The following is a 23,193-nucleotide window of genomic DNA, read 5'->3' as shown; positions in this document are numbered from 1 at the left end:
AAGGATTATGTCGTCTCATTACGAAGCACCCATTAGAAGACCTTTAGTAGTAGGAAATAAATCTTACCACGATGTTACAGTAGATGTTGCTAGACCTGTTGAAGGTAGAGCAAATAAACAATGGTGGACAGTTTTTACAATCGCACTTATTGCATTCCTTTGGGGATTAGGTTGTATGACTTACACTATAACTACAGGTATAGGTACTTGGGGATTAAACAAAACAATTGGTTGGGCATGGGATATCACTAACTTCGTTTGGTGGGTTGGTATCGGTCACGCTGGAACCTTAATTTCTGCAGTATTATTATTATTCCGTCAAAAATGGAGAATGGCAATTAACCGTTCTGCTGAAGCAATGACGATTTTCTCTGTAATGCAAGCAGGTTTATTCCCAATCATTCACATGGGTCGTCCATGGTTAGGTTACTGGGTACTGCCTATTCCAAATCAATTTGGGTCATTATGGGTTAACTTTAACTCTCCATTATTATGGGACGTATTTGCAATTTCAACGTATCTTTCAGTTTCATTGGTTTTCTGGTGGACTGGTTTACTTCCTGATTTTGCTATGTTAAGAGACAGAGCTGTAACTCCTTTTACTAAAAAGATCTATTCAGTAGTATCTTTTGGATGGAGTGGTAGAGCAAAAGATTGGCAACGTTTTGAAGAAGTTTCATTAGTATTAGCTGGTTTAGCTACTCCTCTTGTACTTTCTGTACACACGATTGTATCTTTTGACTTCGCAACATCTGTAGTTCCAGGTTGGCATACAACTATCTTGCCTCCTTATTTCGTTGCAGGAGCAATTTTCTCAGGATTTGCAATGGTAAATACTTTACTTATCATCATGAGAAAAGTGTCTAACTTAGAAGAATATATTACAGTTCAACATATTGAATTAATGAATATTGTAATCATGATTACTGGTTCTATTGTAGGAACAGCTTATATTACAGAGTTATTCATCGCTTGGTATTCAGGTGTTGAATATGAACAATATGCTTTCCTAAATAGAGCAACTGGACCTTACTGGTGGTCATACTGGTTGATGATGACTTGTAACGTTTTCTCTCCACAGTTTATGTGGTCTAAAAAATTAAGAACAAGTATTACTTTCTCTTTTATAATTTCAATTGTTGTAAATATTGGAATGTGGTTTGAGCGTTTCGTAATTATCGTTACCTCATTGCATAGAGATTATTTGCCATCATCATGGACAATGTTCCAACCAACATTTGTTGATGCAGGAATATTTATTGGAACTATCGGATTCTTCTTTGTATTGTTTTTATTATATTCTAGAAGTTTCCCAGTAATTGCTCAAGCAGAAGTTAAAACAATATTGAAATCTTCTGGAGATAATTTCAAAAGAGCAAGAGCACAACACGATCATAATTCAGATAATCATTAATAATATCATGAGTAATAAAGTTATACACGCTATATACAATGATGATGATGTATTATTAGATGCAGTTCACAAGACTAGATCTGCACATCATCACATAGAAGAGGTTTATACACCTTTTCCAGTCCATGGACTAGATAAAGCTATGGGATTAGCACCAACAAGAATTGCAATTGCATCGTTCCTTTATGGATTAGTTGGTTTGTCTGTTGCAACTACATTGATGAATTTTATAATGATTCAAGATTGGCCACAAGATATAGGAGGTAAACCAAGTTTTAGTTATTTGCAAAACATGCCTGCCTTTGTGCCAATTATGTTTGAATTAACAGTGTTTTTTGCAGCTCACTTAATGGTTATTACTTTTTACATGAGAAGTAAATTATGGCCATTTAAACAAGCGGAAAATCCTGATGTAAGAACAACAGATGATCATTTTTTAATGGAAGTTGGTGTTCATGGAAATGAAGAAGAATTAGTTTCTTTCTTTATGTCAACTGGAGCCGTTGAAGTTTTAGTAATAGAAAAGCATTAATACACGATATGAAAAGCTTATATAAAATAGTAGCAATAGTAAGTTTGTCAATTTTGACAACATCTTGCTTTGATAAGTCTAAACCAAATTATCAATTTTTTCCTAATATGTATGAGTCTGTTGGGTATGAAACTTATTCAGAAACTGATGCTTTTAAAAATGGAAAAGAAGGACAATTAGTTCCTGAAGGAGCTATTAAAAGAGGTTTTATTCCTTACGAAATACCTAATACTCCAGAAGGATATAACGAAGCTAAAGCAAATTTAAAATCACCTCTAGATTCATTATCAGCTAATCCTGAAAATGGAAAACAATTATACACTGTATACTGTGCGATTTGTCACGGTGATAAAGGAGATGGAAAAGGAAAATTAGTTGAAAGAGAAAAATTTCTTGGAGTTCCTAGTTATAAAGATAGAGAAATTACAGAAGGAAGTATTTTTCACGTAGAAACTTACGGATTAAACGCAATGGGTTCACATGCAAATCAACTTTCTCAAGAGGAAAGATGGCAAGTAGCGGGTTACGTTTTAAAATTGAGATCAGAATTATAATTGTAAAACACTTTTTTGAAAATAAAAGATATGTACACTTTTTCAAGTAAATTAAAAACTTTTTCATTTATTCTTATTGCATTAGGAATAATAGGAATTGCTTATGGATTCTTATCTGTACCAAAATCCACTGAAGAGGTTGAAAAGATGTTGACCGAAAGCCATCATGATGGACACGGAGAAGCTTCTAAAGACGCTCATTCAACTCATGATGCACATGCAGCTCACGATGCAAAAGACGTTCACGCTGATGCCGAACATAAAGAACATGTTGAACATGTTTATCATCAGTTGCAAAACAAACCATGGTCAGCATTTTATGTAGCATGTATTTTCTTTTTTCTTTTAACAATGGGTGTTTTGGCATTTTATGCTATCCAAATTGCTTCTCAAGCAGGTTGGTCTCCAGTATTGTTTAGAGTTATGGAAGGTATAACAGGTTATTTATTACCAGGTTCAATTATATTCTTTATTTTATTATTGCTTTCAGGTTTTCATGTAAACCATCTTTTTGTTTGGATGGATCCGGAAGTAGTAAAAGAAGACCACTTAATTCAAGGAAAATCAGGATTCTTAAATGTACCTTTCTTTTTAATAAGAGCTGTAATTTTTATTGGAGGTTGGAATTTATATAGACATTTTTCTAGAAAATATTCTTTAGCTCAAGATGAGTCTAATGATAATTCAAATTACAAAAAATTATTTAAGGCTTCTGCTGCATTTTTAGTATTCTTCATTGTTACTGAATCTATTATGTCATGGGATTGGATTATGTCTGTTGATCCACACTGGTACAGTACTTTATTTGGTTGGTATGTTTTTGCAAGTTTCTTTGTAAGTGGAATTACTGTTTTAACAATGATTACTATTTACTTAAAATCAATAGGCCTGTTACCAGAAGTAAACAAGAGTCACATACAAGATTTAGCTAAATTCATGTTTGCATTTAGTATCTTTTGGACATACTTATGGTTCTCACAATTTATGTTGATTTGGTATGCAGATATACCTGAAGAAGTAACATATTTTGTCACAAGAATTGAACATTATAACTTGCCTTTCTTTGGTATGTTAGCCTTAAACTTCATCTTCCCTATTTTAATTCTTATGAATGCTGACTTTAAGCGTTTAACTTGGATTGTAATTGGTGCAGGTGCAGTAATATTATTTGGTCACTATTTAGATTTCTTTAATATGATTATGCCAGCTACTGTTGGAGATCAATGGTTTATTGGAGCATCAGAGATAGGGTCAATACTTTTCTTTACTGGGTTATTTATTTTAGTAGTATTTTCAGCTCTAACAAAAGCTCCTTTAATTGCTAAAAAGTATCCTTTGATGGAAGAAAGTAAACATTTTCATTATTAATATTTAAAGAGATAAACAAATGACGAGTTTATTGGTATTTTTTGTTTTAGTTTTAATTGGAATTGCTGTTTGGCAATTAACTAAAATATTTGATTTAACTCAAGTTGGTGAAACTTCAGATAATTCTGGTGTAGCAACTGATAAGGATAATAGTGTTAATGGTTATTTAATGTTTGGATTTTTAGGATTCATTTACATATTTACTATTTATTCACTTATTGCTTGGGGAGATTTTGTATTAGGAACTCCAGCATCTGAACATGGTGTGGAAGTTGACAATTTGATGGAAATTTCAATGTGGTTAATCTTCTTTGTTCAAACAGTTACTCAATTTTTATTGCATTATTATGCATTTAAATATAGAGGTAAAGAAGGACAAAAAGCTCTTTATTTTGCCGATAATAATAAATTAGAAGCGATTTGGACAATCATTCCTGTGATCGTTTTAGCAGTTTTAATTTTATACGGATTGTATACATGGAATCAAATCATGTATTATGATGAAGATGAAGATGTAATGTATGTAGAATTATATGCTAAACAATTTGGTTGGGAAGCACGTTATGCCGGTGAAGATAATACACTTGGTAAAGCAAACGTAAGATATATTGAAGGAATCAATACAACTGGTTTAGATTTAGAAGATCCAAATGCACAAGATGATAAAGTAGTTACTGAATTACACTTGCCAAAAGGTAAAAAAGTAGTGTTCAAAATACGTTCTCAAGATGTACTTCACTCAGCTTATATGCCTCATTTTAGAGCACAGATGAACTGTGTGCCTGGTATGGTTACTCAATTTGCTTTTGTTCCAACAGTTACTACTGCTGAAATGAGACAAAACGAAGCAATCATGGCTAAAGTTGATAAAATTAACAAAATCAGAGCTAATAAAAGTAAAGATTTAGTAGCTAAAGGAGATTCAGCTTTAGATCCTTATACTTTTGATTATCTTTTGTTATGTAATAAAATTTGTGGGGCTTCTCACTACAACATGCAAATGAAAATTGTAGTTGATACTCCAAGCGATTTCAAAAAATGGTTAGCTGATAAGCCAACTGTAACTGCTCAATGGAAAGAAGCGAATACTCCAGCTGCAGAAAAAATTAAAGAAGAAATAATAGAAACGATAATAGATACTACAAAAGTAGTAGCTCAAGTAGAAAAATAATATAGAAGATTTCAAATAATACAATTATGTCACACGAACACGGTCATCATAAAGAAACTTTTATTACTAAATATATTTTTAGTATAGATCACAAGATGATTGCTAAGCAATATCTAATCACGGGTCTATTAATGGGAATTGTAGGGGTAGTTTTATCACTTTTTTTCCGTATGCAAATCGCATGGCCAGAAGAATCTTTTGAAATTTTTAAAATCTTTTTAGGAGATAACTTTGCTCCAGGTGGAGTAATGAGAAATGATATTTATTTAGCATTAGTTACGATTCATGGTACTATAATGGTATTTTTCGTATTAACAGCTGGACTAAGTGGTACTTTTAGTAACTTATTAATTCCACTACAAATTGGAGCTAGAGATATGGCTTCAGGATTTATGAACATGCTTTCATATTGGATGTTCTTTATTTCTTGTATAGTGATGTTGTGTTCGTTGTTTGTTGAAACAGGACCAGCTTCTGCAGGTTGGACAATTTATCCACCTTTAAGTGCATTACCACAAGCAATTCCAGGTTCAGGATTAGGTATGACTTTATGGTTGGTTTCTATGGCAATATTCATTGCTTCATCTTTAATGGGTTCTTTAAATTATATAGTAACTGTTATTAATTTAAGAACTAAAGGAATGTCAATGACAAGATTGCCACTAACAATTTGGGCTTTCTTTGTTACAGCCATTATTGGTGTGGTTTCATTCCCAGTTTTATTCTCAGCAGCTTTATTACTTATTTTTGATAGAAGTTTTGGAACATCATTCTTTTTGTCTGATATATTTATTAGTGGAGAAGTTTTACATTACCAAGGAGGTTCACCAGTATTGTTTGAACACTTATTCTGGTTCTTAGGTCACCCTGAAGTATATATTGTTATTTTGCCAGCAATGGGACTTGTTTCTGAAATTATTGCAACAAACTCACGTAAACCAATTTTTGGATATAGAGCGATGATTGCTTCTATTATAGCAATTGCTTTCTTATCAACTATTGTTTGGGGTCACCATATGTTTATCTCAGGAATGAATCCATTCTTAGGTTCGGTGTTTACTTTTACTACTTTATTAATTGCAATTCCATCTGCTGTAAAAGCATTTAACTGGATTACAACGTTGTGGAAAGGTAACTTACAAATGAATCCAGCGATGTTGTTTTCAATAGGTTTCGTATCAACATTCATCACTGGTGGTTTAACAGGAATTATTCTTGGAGATAGTACATTAGATATTAACGTTCACGATACGTATTTTGTAATTGCTCACTTCCACTTAGTAATGGGTATTTCTGCACTTTACGGTTTCTTTGCTGGTGTTTATCACTGGTTCCCTAGAATGTTTGGTAGAATGTTGGATAAAAACTTAGGATACGTTCACTTTTGGGTAACTGCAGTTTGTGCTTATGGAGTTTTCTTCCCAATGCACTTCATTGGAATGGCAGGATTACCAAGACGTTATTATAGTAACACAGCATTCCCATTGTTTGATGAATTAGCTGATGTTAACGTATTAATTACAATATTCGCAATTGTTGGAGCTGCTTTCCAAATACCTTTCTTTTGGAACTTCTTCTACAGTATATTCAAAGGTAAGAAAGCACCATTGAATCCATGGAAATCAAATACACTTGAATGGACTGCACCAGTAGAACATATTCATGGAAACTGGCCAGGTGAAATTCCTGAAGTATATCGTTGGCCATATGATTACAACAAACCAGGTCATGATGTTGACTTTGTTCCTCAAACCGTTCCTATGAAAGATGGTGAAGAAGAATTACATCACTAAGATCTAAAAAATATAATATTAAAACCTTTCCAAACGGAAAGGTTTTTTTGTGTAACTTTATTTATATTTGCTATATGAACGAGAACCTTGATCCAACAAATTCTAATTACAATCACGAAGAACTTGACCTTGAAAAAAAGTTAAGACCTCTTTCGTTTGATGATTTTACAGGTCAAGAACAAGTTTTAGAAAACCTGCAAATTTTTGTTAAAGCAGCCAATCTTCGTGGTGAAGCACTTGATCACACCTTATTTCATGGACCACCAGGTTTAGGAAAAACTACTTTAGCCAACATCTTAGCAAATGAACTTGGAGTTGGAATTAAAATTACTTCTGGTCCAGTTTTAGACAAACCCGGAGATTTAGCTGGTTTACTTACAAACCTTGAAGAAAGAGATGTTCTTTTTATTGATGAAATTCACCGTTTAAGTCCAATTGTAGAAGAATATTTGTATTCAGCAATGGAAGACTTCAGAATAGACATCATGATTGAATCAGGGCCAAATGCACGTTCAGTTCAACTAAACTTAAATCCTTTTACACTAGTAGGAGCAACAACACGTTCGGGATTACTTACTGCTCCAATGAGAGCTCGTTTTGGGATTCAAAGTCGTTTGCAATATTATAATACCGAACTATTAACAACAATTGTTCAACGTAGTTCAGCTATTTTAAATATGCCAATTACTATGGAGGCAGCTATAGAAATTGCTGGTAGAAGTAGAGGAACACCACGTATAGCTAATGCCTTATTACGTAGGGTTAGAGATTTTGCTCAAATAAAAGGAAATGGTAGCATTGATATTGAAATAGCTCGTTTTGCTCTTAAAGCACTTCATGTAGATGCTCATGGTTTAGACGAAATGGACAATAAAATCCTAACAACTATTATTGATAAATTCAAAGGTGGTCCAGTTGGTCTTTCAACTTTAGCAACTGCTGTTTCTGAAAGTAGTGAAACAGTCGAAGAAGTTTATGAACCTTTTTTGATTCAAGAAGGATTTATAATGCGAACCCCAAGAGGTAGAGAAGTTACTGATAAAGCGTACAAACATTTGGGAAAAATTAGAAATAATATCCAAGGAGGTTTGTTTTAATATCTAAAGCAATACTAATCAATATGAATTTACCTAATAAAATCCCTGAAGTTTCTTTTTTTAGGTTCATAAATCATGCAAATAATATTTTAAAAAATCCTTTGCCATTTCATGCAGAAAATTTTAAAAAATTTGGAAATATTTTTCGTTTAAATGTTGGTTTAGGTAAATCTGTTTTATTTTGTAGGGATGCCTCTTTATTGCAACATGCTCTTCAGAAAAACCAAAAAAATTATACCAAATCTCAAATTCAAACTAGAGATTTAGCAAAATATGTTGGAAAAGGACTTTTGACTGCTGAAGGTGAACATTGGCAAAAACAGCGCAAATTAATTCAACCAGCATTTCATAAAAGTCAGCTTAACCTTTTGTTAGACACTATTCAAAAAACAATTTTAATAGAATTAAAAAATATCAAGACAGGTAATCCAATTGACATTTTTCCCATTTTTAATGATTTAGCTTTTCAAACTGTTGTCAAATCTATTTTTAATATCAATATTTCTGATTCAGATATTGCTTCATTACAACATACCACTGAAGCTACTCAAAAAATGTTGGTGCAAGAATTAAGACAACCTTTTTTTGTTTGGTGGTTTAATTTATCTGGAAAGACGAAAAAACATCTAGATTTAACACAAAATTCAAGGGCTATACTAAAAAGATTGGTTGAAGAAAGAAAACAAAGCAACAATAAACATGATGATTTATTGGATATGTTATTAAATGCGAGGTATGAAGACGGTTCAAGTATGGATGAAAATCAATTGGTGGATGAAATTTTAATATTATTTGCGGCTGGTCATGAAACTACTTCAAATGCATTGACATTTACTTGCGAATTGCTAGCTAGAAATCCAGATGCTCAATTAAAAATTTTAAATGAAATTAAAGTAATAAAGGAAGCATCAGACGACATAATGTATTGGATAAAAAATGCTAATTATACAAAATTAGTTATTGAAGAATCCATGCGATTGTATCCACCAGCTTATTTTATTGATAGAGTAAACAAAGAAAAAGAAGATTTCAACGGAATGGTTTTGCCAAAAGGTTCTAATTTATTGTTTTCAGTTTATGAAATTCATCGTCATCCAGATTTTTGGAACAACCCTGATGCTTTCTTACCTGAACGCTTTTTAGATGAAACCATTAAATTTTCTAAAAATTATTACCCTTTTGGAGCTGGACCAAGAATGTGTATTGGCAATAATTTTGCTATGTATGAAATGATTTTGGCTATTATTGCATTGGTTGAAAAATTTGAAATTATTGAAAAAAAAGAAGCTATTCAAATAAAACCACTCATTACGTTGAAACCTCACGAAGCAATTTTGGAATTTAAAAAAAGAAAATGAACGCTAAAGAAAAATACACAAAGATTATAAAAGAAGAAGCTAAGCGATTAGGGTTTTTATCTTGTGGGATCTCAAAAGCAGGTTTTCTAGAGAAAGAAGCACCAAGATTGGAAAACTGGTTGAATAACAACAGAAACGGTCAAATGAGTTATATGGAAAATCATTTCGACAAACGTTTAAATCCAACTTTATTAGTCGATGATGCAAAAAGCGTTATTTCATTACTCCTAAATTATTATCCGTCAGAATTTCAAAATCCAGATTCATATAAAATTTCAAAGTATGCATATGGGCAAGATTATCATTTTGTAATTAAACAAAAATTAAAAGAATTATTGCATTTCATTCAAACAGAAATTGGAGAAGTTTCTGGAAGAGCTTTTGTAGATTCTGCACCTGTTTTAGATAAAGCTTGGGCAGCCAAAAGCGGTTTAGGTTGGGTAGGAAAGAACACTAATTTAATTTCAAAAAAAGTTGGTTCTTTTTATTTTATTGCCGAATTAATTGTTGATTTAGAATTAGAATATGATGTTTCAACTACAGATCATTGTGGTTCTTGCACTGCATGTATAGATGCTTGTCCAACAGAAGCAATTGTTGAACCTTATATTGTTGATGGAAGCAAATGTATTTCGTATTTTACCATTGAGTTAAAAGATAATTTGCCAACAGAATTGAAAGATAAATTTGATGATTGGGCTTTTGGTTGTGATGTTTGTCAAGACGTTTGTCCGTGGAACAAGTTTTCTAAATCTCATAACGAACCTTTATTAAAGCCTAATGATAGTATTCTGAATTTTTCTAAAAAAGATTGGGAAGAAATTACAACAGAAACTTTTAATCAAGTTTTTAAAAACTCTGCAGTCAAAAGAACTAAAATAGAAGGTTTTAAAAGGAATGTCAATTTTTTAAAATAATAACTATTCTATTTATTATCTTTGACTTTTATAGTTAAATGCAATGAAAAACAACTTATTTCTATATTTATTTATAACTTCTTCAACGTTTTTATTTGGTCAAAACCTTCCAAATGATTGTGTGAATTTTATTCAAGCGTGTGATAATCAAAGTATTTCCTATAATGTTTCAGGAGCTGGTATTCAGGAAATTATACCTCAGTCATGCAGCAGTCAAGAAAACAATTCACTTTGGCTTCGTGTAACGATTGAGCAAGGTGGAACTTTAGGATTTACTTTAATTCCAAATAGCACGAGTATTAATGAGGATTATGATTTTTGGGTTTTTGGTCCTAATTCTAACTGTGGTAATTTAGGAAGTCCAATTAGATGTTCTACTACAAACCCAGCAGGAGCTGGACAAGCAAATAATCATACAGGTTTAAATGCAACTTCTACAGATACTTCTGAAGGGCCAGGACCTGATGGTGATAGTTTTTTAAAACAACTTGATGTTTTAGCTGGACAAAGTTATTTTATAGTTATTGATAGGCCAATTGGAAGTTCTCCTTTTAGTTTAAATTGGACAGGTACTGCTACTATTGCCAATCCTTTTTCAATCCAAAACTTTGATGCTTTTGAAGATATTGTTTTATGTGACGATGGAGCAGATAATTTAGAACCTTATGATTTTTCAGTGCTAACAGCACCTTATTTAGGAAGTGTTGTTGGTTATACAATTTCTTATTTTAATTCAAATCAAAATGCTTCATTAAATACAAATGAAATTTTAGGCCTAAATAATGTTTCTCAAGGAACTTATTTTGCAAGAATTCAACACACTTCGTCATCATGTTTTGTAGTAATGCCTGTTAAAATTGTTTTTAATAGTTTGCAACCTCTTCAGATTGTGAGTTGTGATGAAACACCTGATGGAATATTTAATTTTGATACTACAAACTTAGAAGTAGATTTGTTAAATGGCTTAACGGGTTTCGACCTGTCCTATACTGACGAAAACGGTATGGCTTTACCTAGTCCTTTACCGAATCCTTTTATAACTTCAGAACAAATCATTAATGTTACATTGACAAGTAACACAACTAATTCATGTACTTTTAATACAACTATTGAATTTATAATTAATAATAAACCGCAATTTTTTCCTGTTTCATCAATCTTAACTGAGTTATGTAATCAAAATGACCCACAACAACAAGTTGAGTCTGCAGCTTTTGATACTTCAAGTTTTCAAGCAACAATTTTAAATGGACAAACAGGAATGTTAGTAGAATATTACGATGAAAATAATGTACAATTGAGTAGTCCATTGCCAAATCCTTTTACAACTTCAAGTCAAAACATTTCCGTTAAGATTATAAATGCAAATGACCCAACATGTTTTACTACAGGAATTGTTTCTTTTAATGTTCTTTCGGTACCAGATATTAATGAACAAGGAACTGAAAGATTTGTCTGTGCTAATTTGCCAAATTACTTTGTAAACTTAAATGCAGGTTTAATTAATACAAATCAAGTAGCTGATTTTACTTACCAATGGTTTTTAGATAATAATGTCATTGCTGGAGCAAATTCATATAATTTACAAGTTAATGAAGCAGGAACTTATTCTGTCAAGGTAACTAATTCAAATAATTGTGAAAATACTAGGGCAATTGAAGTAAAAGAATCTAATATTGCTACAATAGATAATGTTGAAGTTTATGATTTAACAGATAATAATACATTGATCATAGCTTCTTCTGGAGTTGGAAATTATTTATATAGTTTAGATAACGTTTCTTATCAAGAATCTAATGTTTTTAATAATGTTTCTCCTGGAATTTATACAGTTTATGTTAAAGATATAAATGGTTGTGGAATTGCAGAAAATGAAATAAATGTATTAGGTGCTCCTAAATATTTTACTCCAAATGGAGATAGTTATAATGACTATTGGAATATCAAAGGAGTTGATGCGAAACTTAATTCAAAAACTATTATCAGAATTTTTAATCGCTATGGAAAATTGTTGGCAGAAATAAATCCATTAAGCCAAGGTTGGAACGGGATTTATAACAATAATCAATTGCCAGCAGACGATTATTGGTACACAATCGAACTAAATAATGGACGAATTGTAAAAGGGCATTTCTCGTTGTTGAGATAAGATTTTTTTAAGTAAAAGAACTTCATTAAAATTTTTTTCTTTCAATCCTTATTTTAACTTTGTAGGTTCATATATAATCTGTTATATGCACAAAGATACAAAACGAAGAGAAGCCCTTTTATACCATGCAAAACCAACACCTGGAAAGATTCAGGTTGTTCCAACAAAAAAATATGCTTCACAAAGAGATTTGTCGTTAGCTTATTCACCTGGAGTTGCAGAACCTTGTCTGGAAATTGCCAAAGATGTAAACAATGTTTATAAATACACTGCTAAAGGAAATTTAGTGGCTGTTATTTCAAATGGTACGGCTGTTTTAGGACTTGGAGATATTGGTCCAGAAGCTTCTAAACCAGTAATGGAAGGAAAAGCTTTGTTGTTTAAAATTTTTTCGGATATAGATGTCTTTGATATTGAAGTTGGTACAAAGGATATTGAAGAATTTATTGCTACAGTAAAAAATATAGCTCCTACTTTCGGAGGAATAAACCTGGAAGACATCAAAGCTCCAGAATCGTTTGAAATTGAAAGACGATTAGTAGAAGAACTGAATATTCCTGTAATGCATGATGATCAACATGGAACAGCGATTATTTCATCAGCTGCTTTGTTGAATGCATTAGAATTAGCAGATAAAAAAATTGAAGAGGTAAAAGTTGTAGTTTCTGGTGCTGGTTCTGCTGCACTAGCTTGTGCAAATTTATATGTGCTTCTAGGAATTAAATTAGAAAACATAGTAATGTTTGATAAAGATGGTGTTTTATCATCAGATAGAACAGATTTGTCAGAATTACAAAAGAGATATTCTTACGAAAAAAAAGGAACAACTCTATCAGATTCTTTAGTTGGAGCAGATGTGTTCTTGGGACTTTCAGCAGGTAATATTTTAACTTCTGAAATGTTGTTAACAATGAATGCAAATCCAATTGTTTTTGCAATGGCAAACCCTGTTCCAGAGATTGATTACAATGTGGCGATTAATACACGTAAGGATATCATCATGGCTACGGGTCGTTCTGATCATCCTAATCAAGTTAATAATGTGCTTGGTTTTCCTTATATTTTTAGAGGTGCTTTAGATGTGAGAGCTACAAAAATTAACGAAGCTATGAAAATGGCAGCCGTTAAAGCTTTGGCTGAATTGGCAAAAACTCCAGTGCCTGAGCAAGTGAATATTGCTTATGGTGAAACAAAATTAAATTTTGGTAGGGATTATATTATTCCAAAACCATTTGATCCAAGATTGATTGCGGTTGTGGCTCCAGCAGTGGCAAAAGCAGCTATGGAATCTGGTGTAGCTCAAATTGAAATAACAGATTGGGAAAAATATGAAGAAGAGTTATTAGAACGTTTAGGTTCTGATAATAAAATGATTAGATTGTTAATCAACAGAGCAAAAACAGATCCAAAACGAATAATATTTGCAGAAGCAGACCATTTAGACGTTTTAAAAGCAGCTCAAATTGTTTTAGAAGAAGGTATTGGTACTCCTATTTTGTTAGGGAATAAAGAGATTATTCAAGAGTTAATGTTGGAAATAGGTTTTGAGGGTGATATTAAAATTATTGATCCAAAAACTAGTGAAGAAGATGAAAGAAGACACAAATACGCTAAAACATTCTGGAAGACACGTCAAAGAAGAGGAATTACATTATTAGATGCTGAAAAATGGATGCGTGAGCGAAATTATTTTGCTGCAATGATGGTGAATGAAGGTGAAGCTGATGCAATGGTTACAGGTTATTCAAGAAGTTATCCTTCTGTAGTGAAACCAATAATGGAATTAATTGATAAAGGTCCTGGAGTTACAAGAATTGCTACTACAAATATGATGATGACTTCTCGTGGACCGATATTTTTATCAGATACAGCCATTAACGTAAATCCATCAGCTGAAGATTTAGCCAAAATTGCTCTAATGACAGCAAAAACGGTTAGAATGTTCGGAATGGAACCAGTAATTGCAATGGTTTCATTTTCTAATTTTGGTTCTTCACACAATGAAAGTTCTAAAAAAATTAGGGAAGCTGTAGACTATCTGCATAAATATTATCCTGATTTAATTGTTGATGGAGAAATACAAACAGATTTTGCATTAAACTCAGAAATGTTAAAAAGCAAATTTCCTTTTTCTAAATTAGTAAATAAAAAAGTAAATACGTTAATTTACCCTAATTTAGATGCTGCAAATATTACCTATAAAATGCTTAAAGAATTAAATAAAGCTGATTCCATTGGTCCAATCATGATGGGATTAGATAAGCCAGTTCATATTTTTCAATTGGGCGCAAGCGTAGAAGAAATGGTTAACATGGCTGCAGTTGCAGTTGTTGATGCTCAAGAAAAAGAACGAAAAATTAAGAAAATTAAAGTCAATAAATAGAAATAGTTTACCATAATGATAACCCATATCCAAGGAAAATTAGTTGAAAAAACACCAACAGAAGTTGTAATTGATTGTAATGGAGTTGGATATAATATTAATATTTCATTGCATACGTTTTCATTATTACCAGATTCTGAAAGCTTAAAATTGTATACTTTTTTACAAGTCAAAGAAGATTCTCATAGTCTATATGGTTTTGTCGAAAAACAAGAAAGAGAATTATTTAAGTTATTAATTTCTGTTTCTGGTATTGGAGCTAATATTGCTAGAACTATGCTTTCTTCACTTTCACCAACAAATATTATACAAGCTATTGCTTCAAACGATGTGACTACAGTACAGTCCATAAAAGGAATTGGAGCAAAAACAGCTCAAAGGGTTATTTTAGATTTAAAAGATAAAGTGTTAAAAATATATAGTTTAGATGAAGTTTCAACATCTAATTACAATACAAATAAAGAAGAAGCGTTATCTGCTTTGGAGGTTTTAGGATTTGTTAGAAAGAATGCAGAAAAAGTGATTGATAAAATCATTAATGAGAATCCTAACGCATCCGTTGAGAACATCATCAAACAAGCATTAAAAAATTTATAATTACTTGGAAAAGAATAATTTATCGTATAACTTATTTAAGTTCGTAGCAACAGTTTTCATAACACTAATTGCTCCTTTTGCGTTTGCACAAGAAATTGAAAATGATTCAATAAAACCAGGATATAGTCAGGGAAGTTTAGTTATACCAAATCCTAGCAGTATTTTGGAAGCCTATACATATGATCCAATAACTGATAGATACATTTATTCTAATACTTTTGACGGTTTCAATATCAATTATCCAATAATACTTACTCCACAACAATACGAAGAATTGGTTTTAAGAGAATCAATGCGTGAATATTACAAGCAAAAATTAAGTGCTGTTGATGGAAAAAAAGAAGGTTCTGAAGAAGCTAAAAGAGATTTGTTGCCAAGATATTACGTTAATTCAAAATTATTTGAAACTATTTTTGGAGGAAATACTATTGATGTAAAACCAACTGGTTCTGTTGAAATGGATTTAGGAATGCGTTTTACAAAACAAGATAACCCAGCTCTTTCTCCAAGAAATAGAAAAAACTTCACTTTTGATTTTAATCAAAGAATTAGTATGGGTTTACAAGGTAAGGTTGGAACTCGTTTAAATGTGAATGTGAACTACGATACACAATCTACTTTTGCCTTTCAAAATTTAATTAAATTAGAATACACTCCTACTGAAGATGATATAATTCAAAAAATTGAAGTAGGAAATGTTAGTTTGCCTATAAACAGTACACTTATCCGTGGTGCTCAAAGTCTATTTGGTGTTAAAGCACAATTGCAATTTGGAAAAACTACAGTAACAGGAGTTTTCTCTGAGCAAAAATCACAAACAAAAACAGTAAACGCTGAAGGTGGTGCTACAATTCAAGATTTTAGTTTATTTGCTCAAGAATATGATAATGATAGACATTATTTCTTGTCTCAATATTTTAGAAATAACTATAATAATGCCTTGAGGAATTATCCTTATATAGATAGTAGGATTCAAATTACTCGAATAGAAGTTTGGATTACAAACAGACAAAACCGAATTAACACTCAAGATAACAATTTAAGAAACATTATAGGTCTTCAAGATTTAGGAGAAGCTCAGTTAACTAATATTCCAGATTCAGAAATTGTTGGTTTAAACCCGCTTCCTGCAGGTTTCTTTAATGTAATTCCAAACACACCTTCTGATAACGGGAACAATAAATTCGACCCTACAAATATTGGAGGAGCTGGTTCGTTGTTAAATAATGGAATTAGAGATATAGCTACAGCAGGTAATGGGTTTAATGTTGCTGGAGTAACAGAAGGGCAAGATTATGTTAAATTAGAAAATGCTAGAAAACTAACCGCAAATGAGTTTACCTATCATCCTCAATTAGGTTATATATCATTAAACCAAAGGTTGTCAAATGATGAAGTTTTAGCTGTTTCATATCAATATACAATTGGTGATGAAGTGTATCAAGTAGGTGAATTTGGTACAGATGGTGTTGATGCAACTCAAGTAGATAACTCAACAGGTATAGCAACTCCTTCTTCTCAGAGTTTGATTTTGAAAATGCTAAAAGGAACTTTGGTTAATGTAAACAAACCGGCTTGGGACTTAATGATGAAGAATATTTATCAAATTCCTGGGGGTTATCAACTAGAGAGTGAAGATTTTAAATTTAACATTTTATACACAGATCCTTCTCCATTAAATTACATTACTCCAGTTGGAAGTACTCCTTTTCCTGATGAGGATAATCCAAATTTAAATCTACCTTATACTATAACAAGCACTCCTTTAATTAAAGTTTTTAATTTAGATAAATTAAACTATACCAACGACCCACAACAAGGAGGTGATGGTTTTTTTGATTTTATTCCTGGAATTACAGTTGACGCACAATATGGTAGAATTATTTTTACAAATGTAGAACCTTTTGGAGAATTACTTTTTGATAAATTACGCTTGAGTCCTTCTGAAGATTACGATGGTGGAATATACAATGCCAACCAAACTAAGTATGTTTTTAGAAATTTATATAAGCAAACTCAAGCCGCTGCCTTACAAGAAAGTGAAAAAAATAAATTCCAATTAAAAGGAAGATACAAGTCAACTTCGGGAGACGGAATTCCAATTGGAGCATTCAATGTTCCACAAGGTTCTGTTGTTGTAACTGCTGGAGGAAGAGTTTTAGTTGAAGGAATTGATTATACTGTAAATTATCAATTAGGTAGAGTGTATATTACTGATACTTCTTTGTTAGCTTCAAATACTCCTATTCAGGTATCATTAGAAAATAATGCCGTTTTTGGGCAACAAACAAGACGTTTTTGGGGGTTAAATGTGGAGCATCAATTCAATGAAAATTTCCTTATTGGCGGTACAATTTTGAATATGTCGGAAAGACCTTTTACCCAAAAAACAGATTATAATCAAGATGCTGTAAATAACACAATTTTTGGATTAAATGCCAATTATGCAACTGAAGTACCTTTCTTAACAAGATTAGCAAATAAATTACCAAATATTGATACTGATGTGCCGTCCAATTTATCTTTTAGAGGTGAAATTGCATATTTAAAACCCGGAGCGTCAAAGACATCTAATTTTAACGGTGAATCAACGGTATATATTGATGATTTTGAAGGTTCACAAACTACCATTGATATGCGTTCAGCTTCTGCTTGGAGTTTAGCAAGTGCACCAATAGGTTATGGTGGTGAATTATTGGAAGGAGATTTGGAGTATGGTTACAAAAGAGCAAAAATGTCATGGTATTCTATCGATCCAGTTTTTTATACACAAGCACCTGCAGGAATTTCAAACACTGATTTGTCAACAAATAGAACTAGAAGAATCTTTAGTAGAGAGTTATATCCTGAAACAGATATTGCTCAAGGACAAACTCAAGTAGTTTCAACTTTAGATTTAACCTATTATCCAAAAGAACGTGGGCCATATAATTTTAACTCTCAGACCACAAACAATACTTTGCCAGCTGGTTCTGAACCAAACAATTGGGGAGGTATTATGAGAAGTATTAATTCAACAAACTTTGAGCAATCAAATGTTGAATATATTCAGTTTTGGGTATTAGATCCATATTATAATGAACAAGGGGTTATAGATAACTCAGGTCTTAATCATGGTAAGCTTGTTTTTAATCTAGGTGAAATTTCAGAAGATGTCTTAAAGGATGGAAGAAAATTGTATGAAAATGGTCTTCCAGAAGCAGGTGCAGTAACAGCAACTAATACTACAGCATGGGGAAAAACACCAGCATCTCAATCTTTAATTTATGCTTTTGATACTAATGAAGGTAATAGAGAAGCACAAGATTTAGGTTTAAACGGCTTGTCGGATGCGGAAGAAGCTACAAAATATCCAACTTTTGCAGGGAATCCAGATCCTGCAGCAGATAATTATCAATTTTATTTAAGTGCAACAGGTGGAGTTTTAGATAGATATAGAAACTATAATGGAACTCAGGGTAATTCACCTGTTAATGTTAGTGATACCGATAGAGGTAGTACTACCTTTCCAGATGTTGAAGATATCAATAGAGATAATACGATGAATACTATCAATGCGTATTATAAATTTGAAGTTGATATCAATTCTAACCCTCAAGTAGGACAAAATTATGTGGTTGATACACGTTTAGTTACTGATATAGATTTACCCGATGGAACACAAGGAAAATCGAGATGGGTTCAATATAAAATTCCAATTCAAGAATTAGCAATACCTGCTAATGCTCAACCAGATGCCAATTCAATATCTGATTTACGTTCTGTTCGTTTCATGAGAATGTTTTTAACTGGATTTAGTAGCGATGTAACCTTACGTTTTGGAGCTTTAGATTTAGTTAGAGGTGACTGGAGAAGATATACTAATTCCTTAGATGATACAGATCTTGATCCTTCAGATGATAATACAGGTTTTGATGTAGTTGCAGTAAATGTTCAAGAAAATGGTAATCGCTCACCAATTCCTTATGTGGCACCTCCAGGTGTTGAAAGAGAGCAGTTATATAACAACAATACGATTATCAATCAAAATGAACAATCTCTTTCTTTAAGAGTTTATGATCCTATTTCTGGTAATTATGTAGACGGTTTGCAACCTAATGATTCAAGAGCTGTTTTTAAGAATGTTAATGTAGATATGCGACAGTTTAAAAAAATGCGTATGTTTTTACATGCTGAAGCATTGCCAATTCCAGAATCGAGTCCATTACAAGATGATGAAATGGTAGCTTTTATTCGTTTTGGAAATGACTTCACTCAAAACTTCTATCAAGTCGAAATGCCTCTAAAAGTTTCTTCTCAAAACGCTAGAAGTGCAGAAGATGTATGGTTGGCAGATAATGAAATTAATGTTCCTTTAGCATTATTGACTAAATTAAAGGTTTTGGCTTTAAAAGAAGATCCTGAAAATTTAAGTAATCCAATTTTTTCTGAAGACAATGGAATCATTTATGTTGAAGAAGAGGATTTAGGTTCGTCTGATAGCAGATTAACAATAGGTATAAAAGGTAATCCAAACTTTGGTTTAGTGAGAACTTTAATGATTGGAGTTAAAAATAAAAATGGTACACAACCTATTAGAGGTGAAGTTTGGTTCAATGAATTGCGTATGTCAGAAATGGACAATGAAGGTGGTTATGCTGCTGTAGCAAATCTTGATGCAAATATGGCTGATTTTGCTACTATTTCAACTACAGGTAGACTAAGTACAATCGGTTTTGGTTCATTAGAACAAGGTCCAAATGAAAGAAGTAGAGAAGATGTTAAACAATATGACATTGTTACCAATTTTAATTTAGGACAACTATTGCCTAAAAAATGGGGAATTAATTTACCTTTTAATTATGCAATTGGTGAAGAAGTAATTACTCCTAAATATGATCCTTTTTACCAAGATATTGAATTAGATCAATTGCTTGCTGTGACAGAAGATCAAGCAGAAAAAGATAATATCGAGCAAAGAGCAATCGATTATACTAAAAGACAAAGTATTAATTTTATTGGTGTAAGAAAAGATAGAGCTCCCGATCAAAAACAACGAATTTATGATCCAGAAAACTTAACACTTTCTTACTCTTATAACGAAACACAGCAACATAATTTTGAAATTGAGAGCCTAACAGATAAACAGGTGAAAGCAACAGTGGACTATGCATACTCATTTAAACCTTCAACCATTGAACCTTTCAAAAAAACAAAAATGTTGTCAAAAAGTTATTACAAAGCTCTACAAGATTTTAACTTTAATTTCTTGCCAACAAGCATCGCTTTTAGTTCTAATATTTTAAGACAACACAATAAACAACAATTTAGACAAGTTGACGATGTTCCAGGACTAGAACTTGATCCTCTATATAGACGTAATTTTTTCTTCAACTATAATTATGGTTTTAATTACAAATTGACAAAATCGCTTTCATTTGTTTATAATGCCAATTCTAATAACTTAGTCCAAAATTATTTGGGAGAAAACAATGTGCCAATTGACTCTTTTTCTATTTGGGATGACTTTTGGGATGCTGGAACTCCAAATCAACACAATCAACAGTTGGTAGTGAACTACGAATTACCTATAAATAAATTACCATATTTAGGCTTTGTTAAATCAAATTATTCATACACTTCTGATTATAATTGGACTCGTTCTTCAAGTGCTTTTTCAACAGTAGAAACTTTAGAAGGGGATTTTTACCAATTAGGAAATACTATTCAAAATGCCAATTCACATAAGTTGAATACTTCACTTGATATGACAGCTTTCTATAAGATGTTAGGAATTGGAGTTAAAAAAACACCAAAAGCTAATCCAGTTGCTCCTCCAAAACCAGGAGAAAAAATTGTTGCTAAGCCTAAAAATGTAGCTACTGGAGATCAGAACCCATTTGTAAAAGGTTTAATAGGGGTATTAACTAGTGTAAAAAATATTCAAGTTAATTATACCGAAAATAACGGTACCGTTCTGCCAGGATTTTTACCAGGTGTAGGTTTTTTTGGAACAACAAGACCAACAGTTGGATTTGTTTTAGGTAGCCAGTCAGATATTAGATATGAAGCGGCTAAAAATGGATATTTGACTAATTTCCCCGATTTTAATCAGAATTTTACCCAAGTAGAAAACAGACAATTAAATTTTACAGCTCAAATGGAAGTTTTTAAAGATTTCAAAATTGATTTAAGTGCTGATAGAACGTTGTCTGAAAATTTCTCTGAGCAATATGATGTGTCAGATGGAGTTTATAACCCAAGATCACCTTATAATTTCGGAAATTATAATATTTCAACAATTTTAATTAAAACGGCTTTTACTGAAAGTAGTGAAGCTTTTTCTCAAGCTTTTCAAGATTTCAGAGATAATAGAATAATAATTGCCAATCGTTTGGCAGAAGCATATTATGGAGCTGGAAACGTAGTTGACTCTGATGGAGATGGTTACCCGGATGGTTTTGGTAAAAATAGCCAACAAGTATTATTGCCATCTTTCCTTGCTGCTTATTCTGGTCAAAATGCTAGTAAAGTTTCAACAAACGACTTTAAATCAATTCCACTTCCAAATTGGAACATCAAGTATACTGGTTTAATGAATTACAAGTTCTTCAAAGACAAGTTTAAACGTTTTTCAATTCAACACGGATATAGAGCAAGTTATGGTATAAATGCATTTAGATCAAACCTGAATCCTGAAGTAACAGATCAAAACGGTAATATTTATGCTGAAAGAATTATATCAAATGTTAATTTAGCAGAACAATTCAACCCTCTTATGCGTTTTGATTTTGAAACTAAAAATTCTTTAAAATTCCTTGTGGAAATGAAAAAAGATAGAACTTTAAATATGAGTTTTGACAATAATCTTTTAACAGAAGTAAAAGGAAATGAATATACATTTGGTGTTGGATACAGAATCAAAGATGTAACAATAAGTTCGAGATTAGCTGATACACCTACAGGTGTTATTAAAAGTGATGTGAATCTAAAAGCAGATTTCTCTATTCGACAAAATGAAACTATTGTTAGGTATTTAGATTATGATAATAATCAATTATCTGGTGGTCAAAACTTAATGTCTATTAAATTTACAGCAGATTACTCTTTCTCTAAAAACTTTACAGCTATATTTTATTACGATCACCAATTTTCAAAAGCAGTTATTTCAACAGCATTTCCACTCACAACCGTTAGAGCTGGATTTACATTGAGATATAATTTTGGAAATTAAATTCAAAAAAATCGAAATTATTATTTATAAAAATTTATTTTTGCTTAAAAATTAAAACAAATGAACTTTCCAGAAAATTTAAAATACACAAAAGACCACGAATGGGTTAGCATTGATGGTGATGTTGTAACTGTAGGTATTACAGAATTCGCTCAAAAAGAATTAGGTGATATTGTTTATGTTGAAGTTGAAACATTAGACCAAACATTAGATAAAGACGAAGTGTTTGGAACTGTTGAAGCTGTTAAAACGGTTTCAGACTTATTTTTACCTATTTCAGGTGAGATTATTGAGTTTAATGATTCATTAGAAAGTGAACCTGAAAAAGTAAATAGTGATCCTTATGGTGAAGGATGGATGGTTAAAGTTAAAATATCTGATCCTTCACAATTAGAAGAATTACTAAACAGCAACGAATATAAAGAATTAGTTGGGTCGTAAATATTACATCGGATTAACTACGGTTTGGGTTGTTTTAATTACAATTCTTAGCTTAGTTAGTTTTGAAAAAAACACCATTAATTCAATTCATAATAGCGATAAATTAGTTCATTTTTTCTTTTATTTCATATTGACAACTTTGTTGTTAAAGAGTATTAAGCAAAATGCAAAGTCTAAATATTTGATAGTTATTGCTTTGTGTCTGT

Annotated in this window: 14 protein-coding genes; all 14 read left to right on the top strand. The window is 31.8% G+C overall.

Going from position 1 to position 23,193, the window contains the following annotated elements; genetic code table 11:
• Positions 1 to 7: 7 nt before the first annotated feature.
• The 14 genes from nrfD to gcvH all read left to right on the top strand — a co-directional run bounded on the left by nrfD (position 8) and on the right by gcvH (position 22,987).
• Positions 8 to 1,414, top strand: a complete 1,407-nt coding sequence (gene nrfD, locus AABJ49_RS07945) for an NrfD/PsrC family molybdoenzyme membrane anchor subunit (RefSeq protein WP_338377717.1) — start codon at positions 8 to 10, stop codon at positions 1,412 to 1,414.
• Positions 1,415 to 1,421: 7 nt separating this feature from the next.
• The gene (locus tag AABJ49_RS07940) at positions 1,422 to 1,946 is read left to right on the top strand and encodes a DUF3341 domain-containing protein (RefSeq protein WP_338377716.1); all 525 of its coding nucleotides are present in this window, start codon (positions 1,422 to 1,424) and stop codon (positions 1,944 to 1,946) included.
• A gap of 8 nt (positions 1,947 to 1,954) precedes the next feature.
• A complete protein-coding gene (locus tag AABJ49_RS07935) occupies positions 1,955 to 2,500 on the top strand; it encodes a cytochrome c (RefSeq protein WP_338377714.1) in 546 nt (181 codons plus the stop codon).
• A gap of 30 nt (positions 2,501 to 2,530) precedes the next feature.
• The gene (locus tag AABJ49_RS07930) at positions 2,531 to 3,868 is read left to right on the top strand and encodes a quinol:cytochrome C oxidoreductase (protein ID WP_338377712.1); all 1,338 of its coding nucleotides are present in this window, start codon (positions 2,531 to 2,533) and stop codon (positions 3,866 to 3,868) included.
• Between the two features lie 19 nt (positions 3,869 to 3,887).
• Positions 3,888 to 5,039: a cytochrome c oxidase subunit II gene (locus tag AABJ49_RS07925; protein WP_338377710.1), complete on the top strand. Its 1,152-nt coding sequence runs from the start codon at positions 3,888 to 3,890 to the stop codon at positions 5,037 to 5,039.
• A 26-nt stretch (positions 5,040 to 5,065) separates the two neighbouring features.
• Positions 5,066 to 6,832, top strand: coding sequence for a cbb3-type cytochrome c oxidase subunit I (locus AABJ49_RS07920; RefSeq protein WP_338377708.1), 1,767 nt, complete (start codon positions 5,066 to 5,068; stop codon positions 6,830 to 6,832).
• 74 nt (positions 6,833 to 6,906) lie between these two features.
• Positions 6,907 to 7,929, top strand: coding sequence for a Holliday junction branch migration DNA helicase RuvB (ruvB, locus tag AABJ49_RS07915; RefSeq protein WP_338377706.1), 1,023 nt, complete (start codon positions 6,907 to 6,909; stop codon positions 7,927 to 7,929).
• 23 nt (positions 7,930 to 7,952) lie between these two features.
• Positions 7,953 to 9,287, top strand: a complete 1,335-nt coding sequence (locus tag AABJ49_RS07910; protein ID WP_338377704.1) for a cytochrome P450 — start codon at positions 7,953 to 7,955, stop codon at positions 9,285 to 9,287.
• Entirely contained in the window at positions 9,284 to 10,204 is a 921-nt protein-coding gene (gene queG / locus AABJ49_RS07905) for a tRNA epoxyqueuosine(34) reductase QueG (RefSeq protein WP_338377702.1), read from the top strand. The genes AABJ49_RS07910 and queG overlap by 4 nt, the downstream gene beginning before the upstream one ends.
• Positions 10,205 to 10,247: 43 nt before the next feature.
• Complete coding sequence (locus tag AABJ49_RS07900) at positions 10,248 to 12,353, top strand: T9SS type B sorting domain-containing protein (protein WP_338377700.1); 2,106 nt, start codon at positions 10,248 to 10,250, stop codon at positions 12,351 to 12,353.
• An 85-nt stretch (positions 12,354 to 12,438) separates the two neighbouring features.
• Positions 12,439 to 14,736, top strand: coding sequence for an NADP-dependent malic enzyme (locus tag AABJ49_RS07895; RefSeq protein ID WP_338377698.1), 2,298 nt, complete (start codon positions 12,439 to 12,441; stop codon positions 14,734 to 14,736).
• Positions 14,737 to 14,751: 15 nt separating this feature from the next.
• A complete protein-coding gene (ruvA, locus tag AABJ49_RS07890; RefSeq protein WP_338377696.1) occupies positions 14,752 to 15,333 on the top strand; it encodes a Holliday junction branch migration protein RuvA in 582 nt (193 codons plus the stop codon).
• A 58-nt stretch (positions 15,334 to 15,391) separates the two neighbouring features.
• Positions 15,392 to 22,546, top strand: a complete 7,155-nt coding sequence (gene sprA / locus AABJ49_RS07885) for a cell surface protein SprA (protein ID WP_338377838.1) — start codon at positions 15,392 to 15,394, stop codon at positions 22,544 to 22,546.
• Positions 22,547 to 22,606: 60 nt separating this feature from the next.
• The gene (gene gcvH, locus AABJ49_RS07880; RefSeq protein WP_338377694.1) at positions 22,607 to 22,987 is read left to right on the top strand and encodes a glycine cleavage system protein GcvH; all 381 of its coding nucleotides are present in this window, start codon (positions 22,607 to 22,609) and stop codon (positions 22,985 to 22,987) included.
• Positions 22,988 to 23,193 lie beyond the last annotated feature (206 nt).

Origin of the sequence: uncultured Flavobacterium sp. (assembly GCF_963922255.1) — a bacterium.
In the GTDB taxonomy this organism is placed as follows: Bacteria; Bacteroidota; Bacteroidia; order Flavobacteriales; family Flavobacteriaceae; genus Flavobacterium.
This window is presented reverse-complemented; position numbering and strand designations above follow the sequence as displayed.